At 66.1% G+C, this 16941-nt stretch carries 13 protein-coding genes and 1 pseudogene; 13 read left to right on the top strand and 1 reads right to left on the bottom strand.

Annotation, left to right across the window (positions count from 1 at the left end; all coding sequences use genetic code 11):
- Window positions 1–76: 76 nt before the first annotated feature.
- Window positions 77–3169, bottom strand: coding sequence for a TonB-dependent receptor (locus AC3DE2_RS04315; protein ID WP_295382685.1), 3093 nt, complete (start codon window positions 3167–3169; stop codon window positions 77–79).
- A 249-nt stretch (window positions 3170–3418) separates the two neighbouring features.
- Between AC3DE2_RS04315 and pyrH the strand changes: the two genes are divergently transcribed.
- The 13 genes and pseudogenes from pyrH to rnhB all read left to right on the top strand — a co-directional run bounded on the left by pyrH (window position 3419) and on the right by rnhB (window position 16780).
- Window positions 3419–4141, top strand: a complete 723-nt coding sequence (pyrH, locus tag AC3DE2_RS04310; protein ID WP_488425186.1) for a UMP kinase — start codon at window positions 3419–3421, stop codon at window positions 4139–4141.
- Between the two features lie 99 nt (window positions 4142–4240).
- On the top strand, window positions 4241–5158 hold the full coding sequence (locus AC3DE2_RS04305) for a cation diffusion facilitator family transporter (RefSeq protein ID WP_295382683.1): 918 nt from the start codon (window positions 4241–4243) through the stop codon (window positions 5156–5158).
- A gap of 87 nt (window positions 5159–5245) precedes the next feature.
- Entirely contained in the window at window positions 5246–5803 is a 558-nt protein-coding gene (gene frr, locus AC3DE2_RS04300; protein WP_295382682.1) for a ribosome recycling factor, read from the top strand.
- Between the two features lie 8 nt (window positions 5804–5811).
- A complete protein-coding gene (gene uppS, locus AC3DE2_RS04295; RefSeq protein ID WP_295382681.1) occupies window positions 5812–6567 on the top strand; it encodes a polyprenyl diphosphate synthase in 756 nt (251 codons plus the stop codon).
- Complete coding sequence (locus AC3DE2_RS04290) at window positions 6564–7424, top strand: phosphatidate cytidylyltransferase (RefSeq protein ID WP_295382680.1); 861 nt, start codon at window positions 6564–6566, stop codon at window positions 7422–7424. The genes uppS and AC3DE2_RS04290 overlap by 4 nt, the downstream gene beginning before the upstream one ends.
- Window positions 7425–7426: 2 nt before the next feature.
- On the top strand, window positions 7427–8620 hold the full coding sequence (gene dxr / locus AC3DE2_RS04285) for a 1-deoxy-D-xylulose-5-phosphate reductoisomerase (RefSeq protein ID WP_488425184.1): 1194 nt from the start codon (window positions 7427–7429) through the stop codon (window positions 8618–8620).
- Window positions 8621–8650: 30 nt separating this feature from the next.
- The gene (rseP, locus tag AC3DE2_RS04280; protein WP_488425183.1) at window positions 8651–10012 is read left to right on the top strand and encodes an RIP metalloprotease RseP; all 1362 of its coding nucleotides are present in this window, start codon (window positions 8651–8653) and stop codon (window positions 10010–10012) included.
- Between the two features lie 107 nt (window positions 10013–10119).
- Entirely contained in the window at window positions 10120–12597 is a 2478-nt protein-coding gene (gene bamA, locus AC3DE2_RS04275) for an outer membrane protein assembly factor BamA (protein WP_488425182.1), read from the top strand.
- 115 nt (window positions 12598–12712) lie between these two features.
- Entirely contained in the window at window positions 12713–13729 is a 1017-nt protein-coding gene (gene lpxD / locus AC3DE2_RS04270; RefSeq protein ID WP_488425180.1) for a UDP-3-O-(3-hydroxymyristoyl)glucosamine N-acyltransferase, read from the top strand.
- A gap of 2 nt (window positions 13730–13731) precedes the next feature.
- On the top strand, window positions 13732–14190 hold the full coding sequence (gene fabZ / locus AC3DE2_RS04265) for a 3-hydroxyacyl-ACP dehydratase FabZ (protein ID WP_295383175.1): 459 nt from the start codon (window positions 13732–13734) through the stop codon (window positions 14188–14190).
- Window positions 14187–14969: an acyl-ACP--UDP-N-acetylglucosamine O-acyltransferase gene (lpxA, locus tag AC3DE2_RS04260; protein WP_488425178.1), complete on the top strand. Its 783-nt coding sequence runs from the start codon at window positions 14187–14189 to the stop codon at window positions 14967–14969. The genes fabZ and lpxA overlap by 4 nt, the downstream gene beginning before the upstream one ends.
- A gap of 2 nt (window positions 14970–14971) precedes the next feature.
- A pseudogene (gene lpxB / locus AC3DE2_RS04255) lies at window positions 14972–16153 on the top strand (lipid-A-disaccharide synthase); the annotation flags it as partial.
- Between the two features lie 9 nt (window positions 16154–16162).
- The gene (gene rnhB, locus AC3DE2_RS04250; protein ID WP_488425177.1) at window positions 16163–16780 is read left to right on the top strand and encodes a ribonuclease HII; all 618 of its coding nucleotides are present in this window, start codon (window positions 16163–16165) and stop codon (window positions 16778–16780) included.
- Window positions 16781–16941: the final 161 nt, after the last annotated feature.

The raw sequence follows: 16941 nt of genomic DNA, 5'->3' as shown, positions 1-16941 counted from the left end.
AAAAAGCGGCCGCCTTTCACAAGGCGGCCGCAATAGAGAGAGCATTTCCTTCAGATGATTTTCGATGCCAGCGTGCTCAGAAGTCCCAGCGCGCCGACAATCTGATCGAGCGAGGCTCGGTCTGGTAGAGCTCTTGGCCGAACCGCGGATTGCGGGTCACCCGGTTCGTCGCCGATCGCTGGTAGATGTACTGCGGCGTCTGGCGATCGAGGACATTCAGCACGTCCAGGCCCAGGGTCAGGTGCTTGCCAGCCCACTCCGGCGTGTAGGCGACGCTGAGGTTGAGCATGTACGTCCACGGCGTGGTACCGCGGCTGCCTCGTGGCGAGAACTTGTAATCGCTCGAGGGAGCAACGTACCCCGGCGCTTCCGGATCGGTACCCGTGCCCGGCAAGCCGCAGAAGCGGTAGGTGGCATTGTTGTACAGACCCTGGTCCGGCGTCGGATAGAAGCTGGTGCAACTGATCGGACGCCCGGACTGGATGATGGCCGTCGCGCCCACCCGCCATTCCGGAGTGAACTCGTAGAATCCAAACGCCTTGATCTGATGCTCGCGATGGTTCGGCAACAGGCCGTTCGCTCCCACCATCAGCTGCGGCAGATCCCAGTCCTGCGTAACCGAGACATCCGCTTGTCCACCGGCGCCGGTGTCTGTTTCGGAGTTCAACTGGCCCTCGGTGTTTCCGTAGTTCTTCGACCAGGTGTATTCGATCTTTCCGTACCAGTTGTTCGAGAACGGATGCTCGGCATAGAGATCCAGCGCCCAATACTTGCGCTTCAGTTTCGGATAGCCCAACTGCTGGGTGGTGAACGTGATTTCGTCATAGCCGCCCGCCTCGTTGGCCACCCGGAAGGTGTTGGTCTCGCCCGGATTGAACAGGAAGCAATGCCCTTCCAGCACCTGCGAGCAGGTGTCGTCGATGGCGCTTTGCAGCGTGCGATAGGTTGCCTTCACGCCATAGTTGAAGGAGGGGTTGAGCAGGTGCTCCATGCCGACCGTGAACTCGTCCTGGAAGTGCGACTTGATGTCCTTCGCCGCGACGGTATTGGGGTCCGGCTGTTCGCCGCACTCCAGGTTCGAGGACACCTGGTTCGTTCCCGGGCAAAGACGGCCCGCCGCGGGGTCCACCGGAATCGGGTTCAGGCCGGTTGGCGCGCCGGTTGCCTGGTCGATGCCGGTATAGGTGAAATACTCGACCGTGTTGATCGCGGCCGATGCGCCGCGAACCGCCACGTTGTTGGGAACCGCGAGGTGATAACGGCCGGCATTGGCAAACACTTTCAACGATGCATCACCCAGAACGTCCCAGCTGAAACCCAGCCGCGGCGCCCATTGGTTCTTCTGCTCGATGTAAATATCGCCATCGCTGTTGTAGTTCTTGAAGCTCTCGTTTCGCAAGCCGAGCGTCAACAGCATGGCGTCATTCAACTGCCAGCGATCCTCGAGGTAGAAAGCCCGCTGCTTGACCTGCACATCGGCATTCAACGTGGTGATGCCGCGGGTCACGTAGTAGCCGGTGGTACTGCCCGGCGCGCCCAGGCCGGACCCCCCGCCCGATGCGGCCGAACCCACGCCGTTGGAAGCATCGATCGGCGCATCCCTGTTTGCGATGCGTTGATAGTTCCAGCTGTATCCGCCGCCGATCTGCGATCCCGTCACCGACGTGGCCTTCTGATCATCGACGCCAAACCGCAGGTCGTGGCTACCGATGCGGTATTCGAGGTCGAAACGGCCGCCTTCGGTCTTGTCGTTCGCGCCAGGCAGCAGCACGGAGGCAGCCGATGAACAGGGCTGGACATAGTTCAGGCCCGGCAGCTGGTTCAGCGGATCCTGGCTGTTGTTGATTCTCGGGCAGGACGGGTCGTAGTTGAACGGAATGTTGGTGTGATCGATCTTCTGCTGGCCATACAGGGCGGTGATGGTCAGGTTGTCGGTCAGATAACCGGTGTATTTGCCGATATACAGGCGGCTTTCGTCCTCACGGTCGAATCCGCCGACGTCGACATGGTTCCGCACCTTGCCGTTGTACGAGAAGCCGGAAAGCCGTGGTGTGTACTCGGTGGTGTCATTGACAGCGGTCAGTTCCAACTGATGGTTGTCGGTGATGTTCCAGTCCACCTTGCCGATCCAGCGGGGCAGCTTGTACTTGTACCGGTTCCAGCCCTGCGTGCTCGAGGTAGTCGCTGAGGTGGCGTTGACATTGACCGCATCGCCCTGGCGCTTGACGATTTCACCGGAGGCGTAGAAGAACAGCTTGTCCTTGATGATCGGGCCGCTGGCATAGGCACCGTAGGACATGCGCCAGAAATTGTCGTCCTTGCGGTACGAGTAGAGGATGCCGTCGGTCGTCGGCGCATATCCGGTTTTCGGATAGTACTGGTTGACGCGTTCGGCACGTCCCTGCTCGGGTTCCCAGGTGACGATGCCACCAAACTTCCAGTCGTTGGTACCGCGCTTGGTGAGCACGTTGATGACACCGCCGGTGGAGCGGCCGAATTCGGCCCCGTAACCACCGGTCAGTACCTGCACCTGGCTGATTGCGTCATACGGCAATTCGGTGAAGCCGATGTTGGTCAGCGGGTTGGTGACCGGGTAACCATTGATGTAGTAGGCGTTCTCGGACGCTGCGGAACCACCGAAGCTGGTGACCTGGCCACCGGTCGACGTGTTCTGGTAGTTCGTGCTCGAGATGACACTGGGTGCCAGCAGGGCGATGTTGGTGACATCACGGGCCAACGGCAGCTTTTCGAGCTGCTCGGCAGTAAACACCGTCCGTGTATCGGTCGAGGACACATCGATCGCGGACGCGATGCCGGTGACAGTGATGGTTTCCAGATTGGTGGCGCCAGCCGCGCTCGCCGCGGCCCCGAAATCGACCTGAGTACCGCTGGAAATGGTCACGCCGATATCTTCGCGGACACCGACCGTCTTGCCGTCACGGACGAGTTCGACCGAATAAGTGCCCGGCGGCAGCGAGGCGAAACGGAAGCGGCCGCCGGTATCGACCGGCATCGTGCGGGTGAAACCGGTGGCCGGATTTTTGATAACGACGCTGGTTCCGTCTTTGGCCTCGACCTGCCCGAAGATCGAGCCGGTCGCGTTCGACTGCGCATGAACGCCGGACGCCAGACATAGGCTCAATGAAAGACTGAGTGCGGTTTTGGCCAACGTACGACTGATCCGGGATCTGCCGGAACCAATGTTTGTGTTCAAAGTGTCTCCCCCGAGAAATTATCTTGATGAATGTAGTCGGAACAGGTAGCCCAACCCGTTACTTATAGCAGTACAAAAACGTAATCTTCATATCGTTTTAACGAATATGTAATCTCGATCTTGCTGGCGGGGGAATATGGAGAAAGCGTTGGCTACCGGCACACGTAGTAAAATGTCGTCTCCCTTCGCCAGCCAAGGTCGCCCATGCAGCCCCTCGCCTATCGCCGCATCCTGCTCAAACTTTCCGGCGAGGCGCTGATGGGGTCGGAGGACTACGGCATCGACCCGGTGGTGATCGGGCGGATCGCCCGCGAGATCATCGAAGCGCGCGAAGCCGGGGCCGAAATCGGGCTGGTGATCGGCGGTGGCAACATCTTCCGTGGCGCCGGCCTGGCCGCGGGCGGCATGGACCGGGTGACCGGCGACCAGATGGGCATGCTGGCCACCGTGATCAATGCCCTGGCGATGCAGGACGCGCTGGAGAAGCTCGGTGCCAAGGTCCGGGTGATGAGCGCGCTCAAGATCAACGACGTGTGCGAGGACTACATCCGCCGCCGCGCCGTCCGCCACCTGGAAAAAGGCCGCATCGCGATCTTCGCGGCGGGTACCGGCAACCCGTTCTTCACCACCGATTCGGGCGCTGCGCTGCGTGCGATCGAAATCGGCGCGGACCTGCTGCTGAAGGCCACCAAGGTGGACGGTGTCTACGACAAGGACCCGAGCAAGCACGCCGACGCCAAGCGCTACGACCAGCTGACCTACGACGAGGTCATCGCCCGGGACCTGCAGGTAATGGACACCGCCGCATTCGCCCTCTGCCGCGACAGCGACGTGCCGCTGCGCATCTATGACCTGTCGGCGCCCGGCAACCTGATGCGCATCCTGCGCGGCGAGAACATCGGCACCCTGGTGAAGGGCCGCGGCTGACAGCCCTGCCGCCCGCGCCCGAATCGAATCCCCACTCCCGAATCCCCAATCCCTTCGCTGTAATAGTGTCCGCCGCCAAGGCGAGGCACGCTTTGCGCCATGGGACATTCACACGGCTCGCACGCCCACGCGCACGGTTCGGCCACCCGGACCTTCGCGCTGGTCACGCTGATCAACCTGGCCTACACCGCACTTGAGGCGGGCTACGGCTTCTACACCAATTCGCTGGCGCTGCTGTCCGACGCCCTGCACAACCTGGGCGACGTGCTCGGGCTGGGCCTGGCCTGGGCCGCCGCCGCGCTGGCGCGACGCCCGCCCACCGGCAGCCATACCTATGGCTGGCGGCGGGCCACCCTGCTGTCGCCACTGGCCAATTCAATCCTGCTGATGGTGTTCTCCGGCGCCCTGGGCTGGGAAGCGGTCCGTCGCTTCAGCGCGCCCCCGCAGATTCCCGCCACGCCGGTGATCGTGGTCGCCGCCATCGGCATCGCCATCAACCTGGGCGCCGCCTGGCTGGTCAAGGACGGACATGCCCACGACCTGAACAAGCGTGGCGCCTTCCTGCACCTGGTGGCCGACGCGGCGGTCTCGCTGGCGGCCGTGATCGCGGGACTCGGCATGCTCGCCTTCGGCTGGGCCTGGCTGGATCCGGCAACCGCGCTGCTGATCGGCGTGGTGATCGCGATCGGCACCTTCGGCCTGCTGCGGGACAGCTTCAATGCCGCCATGGACGCGGTCCCCACCAGCATCGACCAGGCCGAGGTCCAGGCTTTCCTGGCTGGCCTGCCCGGCGTGCAGGCGCTCCACCACCTGCATATCTGGCCGCTGGGCGCCGGCGAAATCGCCCTGACCGCGCACCTGGTACGGGCGGAGAACGAGGACCACGACGCCTTCATCGACAGCACCCTGCATGCGCTGGACGAACGGTTCGGGATCAACCACGCGACCTTGCAGATCGAGCGCGGCAGCCAGTGCGGCCACGATCTGCACGATGCGGCGCCGCACCATTCCCACTGAGCCGCCCCCGGCGGCGGCGGCGCGGAGTCCGCAAAGGAGCCTGGAACGCCTATAATCGGGCGTTTAAGGATTTCCACGGGACCCGTGATGCTCAACGACATCAAGAAAGACGCGCAGGCGCGCATGACCAAGAGCATCGAAGCCTTGCGTCACACCCTCGTCAAGGTCCGCACCGGCCGGGCCTCGACCGCCCTGGTCGAACACCTGAAGGTCAACTACTACGGTTCCGACGTGCCGCTGAGCCAGGTCGCCACCGTCGCCGTGTCCGATGCGCGCTCGCTCACCATCACTCCGTGGGAAAAGCAGATCGTCGGCGCCGTCGAGAAGGCCATCCTGGCCTCCGACCTGGGCCTGACCCCGAACACCGCCGGCACCACCATCCGCCTCAACCTGCCCGCCCTGACCGAGGAGCGCCGCCGCGAACTGTCCAAGGTCGTGCACGGCGAAGGCGAGGACACCAAGGTCGCCATCCGCAACATCCGCCGTGACGCCAACCAGCAGGTCAAGGATCTGCTGAAGGAAAAGCAGATCACCGAGGACGAAGAGCGCCGCGCGGAAGAGGAGATCCAGAAGCTGACCGACAAGTCGATCAAGGACGTCGACGACGTGGTCAAGGCCAAGGAACAGGAACTGATGGCGGTCTGAGGACTGCCATGTCACCCGTCAGACCCGGAATTCCACGCCATCTGGCCGTCATCATGGACGGCAACGGGCGCTGGGCCGAGCGCCGCAAGCGCCCGCGCGTGATCGGCCATCGCGCCGGCGCGCGCGCGGTCAATGTGTGCATCGATTTCTGCCTGGAGCGCGGCATCGAGGCGCTGACCCTGTTCGCCTTCTCCAGCGAGAACTGGGGCCGGCCGGAGGAAGAAGTCGGCGCGCTGATGAAGCTGTTCCTCAACGCGCTGGATCGCGAAGTCGACGAACTCGACCGGCGTGGCGTGCGGGTGCGCTTCATCGGTGAGCGCGAGCGCTTCTCGCCGGCGATCCGCCAGCGCATGGAAGCGGCCGAGGCGCAGACCCGCGGCAACACCGGGCTGAGCCTGGTCATCGCCGCCAGCTATGGCGGACGCCAGGACATCGCCCAGGCCGCGCGCACGCTGGCCGTCGAGGTTGCCGAGGGCCGGCTGCGGCCCGAGGACATCGACGAGGCGGCGATGGGCCGGTGCGTCGCCCTGCCCGATCTGCCGCCGCCGGATCTGTTCATCCGCACCGGCGGCGATCACCGGATCAGCAACTTCCTGCTGTGGCAGCTGGCCTATACCGAACTGTGGTTCACCGAACTGCTGTGGCCGGACATGGACGCGGCGACCCTGCAACGCGCGCTCGACGACTATGCCGGCCGCGAACGCCGCTTCGGCCTGACCAGCGCCCAGCTCGCGCAAGACGCGACGGAGAGTACTTCCGCATGACCCAGTCCGGCGGCACCAAGGTCCGCGTGATCGCGGCATTGACGATGGCGCCGATCGCCATCGCGGCCATCCTCCTGCTGCCCACCCCGTGGCTGGCCGCGCTGGCCGCGCTGGTGTTCCTGGTCGGCCTGTGGGAATGGTTCAAGCTGGCCGAAATCGACGACACCCTGCCGCGCACCCTGCTGCTGGTCGCCAACCTGCTGCTCATGGTGCTGCTGGTCTGGGCCTCGGCCGGCTCACCAGACCTGGTGCCCTTGCGGCTGGTATCGCTGCTGGGGGTGTTCTGGTGGGTGCTGGCCCTGTTGTGGCTGCGATTCTTCAATTTCGCCTCCGACCATGAAACCTGGGCGCGCGGCTTCAAGCTGGCGGCGGGCACCCTGGCGATCGTGCCGGCCTGGTGCGCGCTCTGCCTCATCCATGCCGGCCAGCCCTACGGCCATCGCTGGCTGTTCGTGGCCCTGGCGATCGTCTGGGCGGCCGACAGCGGGGCGTACTTCGCCGGCCGCCATTTCGGCGGACGCCTGTTCGGCAGCCGCAAGCTCGCCCCGCGGATCAGCCCGAACAAGACCATCGAAGGCGTGTTCGGTGGCGTGGTTGCGGGCCTGCTGGTCGCGCTGGGCGGAACGTTCTTCGCCGGCGCCGGCCTGGTCGAATTGCCCTATGTGCTGATCGTGGCGGTGGCGACCGTGCTGTTCTCGGTGGTCGGCGACCTGTTTGAAAGCCTGCTCAAGCGCCACGTGGGCGCGAAGGATTCCGGCGACGTCATCCCTGGCCACGGCGGCGTGCTCGACCGCGTGGACGGCGTGCTGGCCGCGCTGCCGATCTTCGCCTTGGGCAAGGAATTGTTCGGGTTCTGACCATGACCTCCGGCAGCATGCCCCAGCGGGTGGCCGTGTTCGGTGCCACCGGTTCCATCGGTGCCTCGGCGCTGGATGTGATCGCGCGCCATCCCCGGCGCCTGCAGGCCAGCGTGCTGGCCGCCGGCAGCCAGGTCGAAGCATTGCTGGACCTGTGCCAGCGGCATCGTCCCCGGCACGCCGTCATCGCCCGCGAAGATCGCTTCACCGCCCTGCGCGACGGCCTGCGCCAACGCGGCCTGGAGACCGAGGCCCATGCCGGCATGGCCGCGCTGGACGGCCTGGCATCCGGCGATGCGTGCGATACGGTCGTGGCCGCCATCGTCGGCGCCGCCGGGCTGTCTTCGACCCTGGCCGCCGCCCGCGCCGGCAAGCGCCTGCTGCTGGCCAACAAGGAGTCCTTGGTGCTGGCCGGCGAATTGATGACGCGGGCCGCCGATGCCGCAGGTGCGGACATCATTCCCATCGACAGCGAGCACAACGCCATCTTCCAGTGCCTGCGTTCACGCCAGGCTAAGGACGACGTCCGCCGCATCGTGCTCACCGCTTCCGGCGGCCCGTTCCGGGGCCGGCACCGGACCGAGCTGGAAGACGTCACGCCCGAGCAGGCCGTCGCGCACCCGAAGTGGTCGATGGGGCCGAAGATCTCGGTCGATTCGGCGACACTGATGAACAAGGGCCTGGAGCTGATCGAGGCCCACCACCTGTTCGGCCTTTCCGGGGACCGGTTGGGCGTGCTGGTGCACCCGCAGAGCCTGGTGCATTCGCTGGTGGAATTCGTGGATGGCTCGACGCTCGCGCAGTTGGGCCTGCCGGACATGCGGACCGCGCTGGCGGTCGGGCTGGGCTGGCCGGACCGGATCGATTCCGGGGTGGCCGGACTGGACCTGCTGGCGCAGGGACGACTGGACTTCGAAGCCCCGGATACGCATGCCTTCCCCTGCCTGCGGCTGGCCTGCGAGGCGCTGGACGCGGGGGGTACCGCGCCGGCCATCCTGAACGCGGCCAACGAAGTGGCCGTTTCAGCCTTTCTTCAGGGCAAAATCCGTTTCCTATCCATTCCCGCGCTGGTCGAGGAAGCCCTCGCCGCGCTGCCCGCGGCGCCGGCGGATTCGCTGGAAGTGCTGCTGGAAGCCGATGCGCGGGCCCGACGGATCACCGAAACCACCATCGCAGGTCGCACCGCCCGTGCTTGAGCACCCTTTCACAACCTGTGAGCGGTTCCGATGAGCGAGGTGCTGGGCTCCCTGCTGTGGATGATCGTCGCCATCGGCGTGCTGGTCACCTTCCATGAATTCGGCCACTACTGGGTCGCCCGCCGCTGCGGGGTCAAGGTGTTGCGCTTCTCGGTCGGCTTCGGCCGTCCGCTGTGGTCGCGCCGGGATCGCCACGGCACCGAGTTCGCGATCGCCGCCATCCCGCTGGGCGGCTACGTCAAGATGCTGGACGAGGCCGAAGCCGACGTTCCGGTCGCCGAGCAGCCACGGGCATTCAATCGCAAGCCAGTCCTGCAGCGGATCGCCATCGTGGCTGCCGGCCCGATCGCCAACCTGGTGCTGTGTGTGGCCCTGCTCTGGGCGATGTTCGTCATCGGCCGCCCGGACTATTCCGCGACCCTGGGCCCGACCACCGGCATCGCCGCCGCGGCGGGACTGCATGGTGGCGACCGCATCGAGGCCGTCGACGGCCGCGCCATCAATACCTGGATGGAGGCCCTGCAGACCCTGACCATGGCGGCGATGGACGGCCGCGACGCGCGCCTGCAGATCGTCGACGCCAACGGCAACGAACAGCAAAAGACCCTGGCCCTGTCCCGGTTGCCGGTCGGCTTCAACCAGGAAAACGTGGGCGGGGCGGCCGGGCTCTCCTGGCGCCACCTGCTGCTGCCAGCGGCCGTGGGCAAGACCGCCCCGGGCAGCGCCGCCGACGGCGTGCTCCTCCCGGGCGACACCATCACCGCGGTCGACGGCCAGCCGGTCCGCCAGTTCGCGGACCTCCCCCCGCTGATCAGCCAACTGGGCCAGCGTGGCGGCGCGGCCATGATCGAGGTCGACCGCAGCGGCGAGCGGCACGCCTTCGAGCTGCAGCCCCGCCAACTCAAGAATCCGGAGACCGGCGAGACGGTCTGGGCCCTGGGCGTGGAACCACCCAAGTCGCTGCCACCGGCCGAATACGACGCCCTCCAGCAGTTCGGCCCGCTCGCCGCCCTCCCGGCCGCGCTGCGCGAGACCGGCAAGATGACCGCGGACTCGCTGGGCATGATCCGGCGCATGCTGACCGGGCATGCCTCGGTCAAGAACGTCTCCGGCCCCATCACCATCGCGCGGGTCGCCAACAGCACGGCCAAGCGCGGCGCGGCCTGGTTCCTGTACTTCCTGGCGCTGGTCTCGCTGAGCCTGGCCATTCTCAACCTGCTGCCCATCCCCGTCTTGGACGGCGGACACCTGCTGTATTACCTTATTGAGTTGGTCAAGGGCAGTCCGTTGAGCGAACGCAGCATGGCTGCCGGGCAATATGTCGGCCTGGCTTTGCTGGCGGGCCTGATGGGGCTTGCGTTCTACAACGACATCCTCCGTCTGGTGACTTGATGCTTTTGAACTTTTTTGTGCCGGTCTGCTCAAAGCCCGCCAGCCCCCAGCATGACTTTTCCCGGCAAACGCCTGCCATGCAGGTCCGCCACCTATCGGATGTGATGATGACGCGACAGCCCACCCGCCGCCTGCTCGCCCTGGCCCTGGCCTCGGCCCTCACCGCCCCTGCCTGGGCGCAGACGGCCCTGCCTCCCATCGTCGCGCCGGCCGAGGCCGAAGCGGGCAGCTTCACCGCCAGCGACATCCGCATCGACGGCCTGCAGCGCATTTCCGCCGGTACGGTCCTGACCTATCTGCCCATCGAGCGCGGCGACACGGTGTCCCCGTCGCGTGTCGGCGACGCCATCCGCGCGCTGTACAAGACCGGTTTCTTCCAGGACGTGCGGCTGGATCGCCAGGACAACATCCTGGTGGTCACGGTGGTCGAAAGGCCCGCCATCAACAAGCTGACGGTCACCGGCAACAAGGACATCAAGACCGAACAGCTGATGACCGGCCTGAAGGACATCGGCCTGGCCGAAGGCGATACCTTCGACCGCCTCAGCCTGGACCGGGTTACCCAGGAGCTGATCAAGCAGTACAACAACCGCGGCAAGTACAACGTCGAGATCACCCCGACGGTCAGCCCGCTGGACCGCAACCGCGTCGACATCGCCATCGCGGTCAAGGAAGGCAAGGCGGCCAAGATCCGCCACGTCAACCTGGTTGGCACCGAGAAGTTCCAGAACGAGGACATCCTCAAGGCCTGGGAGTCCAAGGAACACAACTGGCTCTCCTGGTATCGCCGTGACGACCAGTATTCCAAGGAAAAACTCTCCGGCGACATGGAGAAGCTCAATTCCTGGTACCTGGATCGCGGCTACGTCGACTTCAGCATCGACTCCACCCAGGTGTCGATCAGCCCCGACAAGCGCGACATGTTCATCACCGCCGGCATCACCGAAGGCGAGCAGTACAAGGTTTCCGAGGTGAAGGTCACCGGCGACACCGTGCTGCCGCAGGAGAACGTAGAGCGCATGGTGATCGTCAAGCCCGGCCAGATCTTCTCGCGCCGGTTGCTGGAAATCACCTCCGACAGCATCACCGCCACCCTCAGCAACATCGGCTACGCCTTCGCCCAGGTCAATCCGATTCCGTCGGTGGACCGCGAGAAGCGCACCGTCTCGCTCAACTTCCAGGTCGTTCCGGGTCCGCGCGTGAATGTCCGCCGCATCGTCTTCAAGGGCAATGCGCGCACCTCCGACGAAGTCATGCGCCGCGAAATGCGCCAGTTCGAGGGCTCCTGGTACTCGCAGGCGGCGATCGATCGTTCCAAGATCCGCCTGCAGCGCCTGGGCTACTTCGAGACGGTCGACGTCGAGACCCCCGCCGTCCCCGGCACCAACGACCAGGTCGACGTGGTCTACACGGTCAAGGAAACCACCTCGGGCAGCTTCGTGTTCGGCCTCGGCTATTCGCAGCTGTCCGGCATGACCACCTCGATCCAACTTTCGCAGAACAACTTCCTCGGCAGCGGCAACCGGGTATCGGTCGAGGCGCAGCGCAGCGACTACCTGCAACGCTATTCGTTCTCGTTCCTGAATCCATTCTTCACCGACGAGGGCATGTCGCTCGGCTACAACCTGTGGTGGCGCGAGTACGACTATTCCGACTTCAACGCCGCCCAGTACTCGACCACCAGCGCCGCCGCGCAGGCCGTACTGGGGCTGCCGCTGACCGAAACGGACAGCGTGTCGCTGCTGTTCGGCATCGATCGCAACCAGATCAACTACAACCTCTATACCCCCGCGCAGATCGTCGACTACATCAACGCGATCGGCCAGCGTACCTTCCACGCCTGGCGCACCGAAATCGGCTGGGCGCGCGATACCCGCAACGACTACTTCATGCCCACCGCCGGTACCTACCAGCGTGTGTCGGCCGAAATCACCCTGCCCGGCTCGACCGTCGAGTACTACAAGCTCAACTACGAGTTCTCCAAGTACTGGCCGCTCACGCCGTCACTGGTGCTGAATACCCGCTTCGACTTCGGCTACGGCGACAGTTGGGGCAGCGACAGCTCGCGCAATGTCTGCCGCATGCTTCCGACCGATCCGGCCATTCCCGGCCAGGCCAACCCGGCGGCAGCCGTGGACAGCACGGGCGCCTGCGCGCCCGGCTCGGTGCTGGATCGCACCCTTACCGCCACCGGCCTGCCGTTCTTCGAGAACTTCTACGCCGGCGGCGTGCGCTCGGTGCGCGGCTTCAGCGACAACACGCTTGGCCCTCGTTCCGAGGTCACCCAGGGCTATTGGCGCGGCCAGCCGCTGGGCGGCTCGTTGAAGACGGTGGGTTCGCTGGAAATGTACTTCCCGCGCCTGTTCGACTCCAACGCGGCGCGCATCTCGGCGTTCTTCGATTTCGGCAACGTGTTCGACGGCTACGACAACTTCGATGCCGGTGAACTGCGTGCATCCGCGGGCGTGGCGCTGTTGTGGCGCGCGCCGGTGGGTCCGATCTCGATCAGCTATGCCTTCCCGCTCAAGAAGAAGGACGGCGACGAGATCGAACGCCTGCAGTTCACCTTCGGCGGCGGTTTCTGATCGCCAACCGATGGATTGACGGGCTGCACCATCGCCCCCCGTATGGTGTAGCCCCGGTTTCCCGCGCCCTGCCGGCCCGGCGGTGAGGCGGGGCGAGGCGCTACAATTGCGCCCCATGACCGTGTCCCCCTTTACCGCCGCCGCGCTCGCCGAGCGCTTCTCGCTGGGCCTGCACGGCGACGGTGCCGTCGCCGTCGACGGCGTCGCCACCCTGGCCCGGGCAGGCCGCAGCCAGCTCGCCTTCCTGGCCAATTCGCGCTATCGCTCCCAGCTGGCGGAATCCACCGCCGGCATCGTGGTCCTGCGCGAGGCCGATGCCGAGGCCGCGCCGGGCACCGCGCTGATAGCCCGTGACCCTTACACCGCCTTCGCCAGGATCGCGGCGCTGTTCGAACAACGCCCGGTCCACGCCCCGGGGATCCACTCCAGCGCGGTGGTCGACCCCACTGCCCGGGTGTCACCGGGCGCGCACATCGGCCCGTTCGTGAGCATCGGCGCACGCGCCGAGATTGGCGATGGTTGCATCATCGGCCCGCACTGCGTGATCGGCGAGGACTGCGTGGTCGGCGCCGGCAGCGAGCTGATCGCGCGGGTCACCCTGGTCACCCGCGTCCGCCTGGGCGAGCGCGTGCTCATCCACCCCGGGGCGGTACTGGGCGCCGACGGCTTCGGCCTGGCGATGGATGCCGGCCACTGGATCAAGGTACCGCAACTGGGCGGCGTGGTGGTCGGCGACGATTGCGAGATTGGCGCCAACACCACCATCGATCGCGGAGCACTCGACGACACCGTGCTGGAAGAGGATGTCCGCCTCGACAACCAGATCCAGATCGGCCACAACGTCCGCATCGGCGCGCATACCGCGATGGCCGGCTGCAGCGCCGCGGCCGGCAGCGCGAAGATCGGCCGCTACTGCCTGATCGGCGGCGCCGCCGGCGTCCTCGGCCATCTGGAGATCTGCGATCGCGTGGTCATTACCGCGATGTCGCTGGTGACCAGTTCCATCCATGAGCCCGGCGAGTATTCGTCCGGAACTCCCCTCACCGACAACCGGACCTGGCGCAAGAACGCCGCCCGTTTCAAGCAACTCGACGCACTGGCACGCCGCGTGCTGGCTGCGGACAAGGAATGAACATGACCGAACCCGAAGTAAAGCTGCCCATCGACGTCGTCGCCATCCAGAAGCTGTTGCCGCACCGCTATCCGTTCCTGCTGGTGGACAAGGTGGTGGAGTTCGAAGCGCACAAGCGCATCGTCGGCATCAAGAACGTGACCATCAACGAGCCGTTCTTCCAGGGCCACTTCCCCGGCCATCCGGTGATGCCCGGGGTGCTGGTGATCGAGGCCCTGGCCCAGGCCGGCGGCGTGCTGACCCAGATTTCGCGCGGCCTGTGCGGCAGTGATCGCCTGTTCTACCTGGTCAAGGTCGACAACGTGCGCTTCTCGCGGATGGTGGTACCGGGCGACGTGCTGGAACTGCATGTGGAAATCAAGCGTGTGATCCGCAACATGACCCTGTACACCTGCGTGGCCAAGGTCGCCGGCAACGAGGTCGCCAGCGCCGAGGTACTGTGCGCCGAGACCCCGGCATGAGCACCGGCATCCATCCCAGCGCGGTGGTCGACCCCGCGGCGCGGCTGGGCGCGAACGTGCGCATCGGTCCGTTCAGCCTGATAGGTGCCGATGTCGAAATCGGCGACGGCACGGTCATCGGCCCGCACTGCAGCGTCACCGGCCCGACCCGGATCGGTCGCGACAACCACCTGGTGGGACATGTCGCCGCCGGTGGTGATCCGCAGGACAAGAAGTTCGCCGGCGAACGTACCGAGCTGGTCATCGGCGATCGCAACATCATCCGCGAGTTCGTCACCCTCAACCGCGGCACCGGCAGCGGCGGCGGCATCACCCGCATCGGCGACGACAACCTGTTGCTGGCCTACACGCACGTCGCCCACGACTGCGTGATCCACAACCACTGCGTGTTTTCCAACAACTCGACCCTGGCCGGGCACGTCACGGTCGAGGATTGGGTCATCATGAGCGGCTTCTCCGGCGCCCATCAGTTCTGCCGCATCGGTGCGCATGCCTTCATCGGCATGGGCGCGCTGGTCAATGGCGACGTGCCGCCATACACGATGGTCGGCAGCGATTCGCTCGGCCGTCCGCGCGGCATCAACAGCGAAGGACTGAAGCGACGCGGCTTCGACGCCGAGCGCATCAGCGCGATCAAGCGCGCCTACCGCACCCTGTACGTCGCCGGCCTGCCGCTGGCCGAAGCCAAGCAGCAGCTGGCCGAGCAGGCCCAGTCCAGCGAAGACGTGCGCGCCCTGCTCGATTTCATCGAGCGCGGCGAGCGGCCGCTGCTGAGATGAACGCGCCGGCACGGCGTCCGCGCATCGCGCTGGTGGCAGGCGAGGCGTCCGGCGACGGGCTCGGCGCCGGCCTCATCGCGGCGCTGCGCGAACGCTGCCCGGAAGCCGAATTCGCCGGCATCGGTGGCGACGCCATGCGCGGGGAAGGCTGCCAGACCTGGTTCGATGCCGGCGAACTGGCGGTCATGGGACTGTCAGAGGTTCTGCGCCACCTGCCCCGCCTGCTGAGCCTGCGGCGAGCGTTTCGCGAGCGCGTGCTGGCTTGGCAACCGGACGTGTTCATCGGCATCGACGCGCCTGACTTCAATCTCGGCGTGGAGCGCTGGCTCAAGCAGCGCGGCATCCGCACCGTGCACTATGTCAGCCCGTCGGTCTGGGCCTGGCGCGAGAAGCGCGCGCAGAAGATTGGGGCCAGCGCCGATCGGGTGCTGTGCCTGTTTCCGATGGAACCGCCCATCTACGCCCGCCACGGCATCGACGCGCGCTTCGTCGGCCATCCGATGGCCGACGACATGCCGCTGCAACCGGATCGCGCCGCCGCCCGGCGGGCGCTGGATCTGCCCGTGGAGGGACCGGTGCTTGCCTTGCTGCCAGGCAGCCGGCTGGGCGAGATCCAGCGGCTCGCGCCGCCGTTCCTGGAAGCCGCACGCCGGCTCGTCGCGGAGGTACCGGGCTTGCGGGTCTGCGTCCCCGCCGCCAGTGAAGCCTGCCGCGCGCTGCTGGAAAGCCTGCTGGCCGATCCGCGCCTGTCGGTACCCGACCTGCGCCTGCTGGATGGCCATGCGCGCACCGCGCTTTACGCCGCCGACGTGGTGCTGCTGGCGTCCGGCACCGCGACCCTGGAGACCATGCTGGCGAAGCGGCCGATGGTGGTCGGCTACAAGGTCGCGCCGATGACCTACCGCATCGTCAAGGCCCTCGGCCTGCTGAAGGTGCAGCGCTATGCGCTGCCCAACGTGCTGGCGGGCGAGGATCTCGCACCGGAACTGATGCAGGAAGACTGCACGCCCGAAAAGCTGGCTGACGCGGTGCTGCACTGGTTCCGTGCGCCGCGGGACGTCGCCGCCTTGCAGCCGAAGTATCTGCAACTGCACGAGCAGTTGCGCCAGGATGCCTCCGCGCGCGCGGCCGATGCGGTGGTGGAACTGCTTGGGTCGTCCACGCCGCGGCGCGCGGTCGGCTAGGATCACGCCATGCTGCCGGTCGATTCGCTGTTTCCCGCGCCCGTGTTCCGCCTGATCGCCGGCGTGGACGAGGCCGGCCGCGGCCCACTGGCCGGACCGGTTTCGGTGGCCGCGGTGATCCTGGATCCGGATCGGCCCATCGACGGCCTCAACGATTCCAAGCAATTGACGGAAGCGCAGCGCGAGACGCTCTACCCGCTGATCATCGAACGCGCGCTGGCCTGGCGCGTCGAATTCGTCCATCGCGAGGAAATCGACCAGCTCAACATCCTGCAGGCCACGATGGAAGGCATGCGGCGCGCGGTGAAGGCGCTGCAGCCCAAGGCCGAGCTGGTGCGCATCGACGGCAACCGCATTCCGGCGCGCCTGTGCTGCCCCGCCGAGGCGCTGGTGGGTGGAGACCGCCTGGATGCGGCGATCATGGCGGCTTCGATTCTCGCCAAGGTCACCCGGGATCGGGCGATGGTCGAACTGCACACGGAGTTCCCGCAGTACGGCTTCGCCAACCACAAGGGTTATTCCACGCCCGAACACTTGTCCGCACTGGCCCGCCACGGTCCCTGCCCGCAGCATCGCCGCAGCTTCGCGCCGGTGCGGATCGCACTGGAAGCGCACGGCATGCGCTGAGCGCGGAGTTCCCGCGCCGGATCGCCGCCGGTCGGATGAACAGGTGGCCCTGTCCTTGGTCACGCCGACTTTCCGCAGTCGAAACCCGCAGCGCGACCCTGCACGCTGTCCTCGCATCTCCTCAAGGAGCAACACCGCTGTCCAAGGATCACGGTGATGCG

The organism is Pseudoxanthomonas sp. 68-E7 (assembly GCF_057773145.1).
Note: the sequence above shows the minus strand (reverse complement) of the source record. Positions and strands in the feature narration are given on the sequence as shown.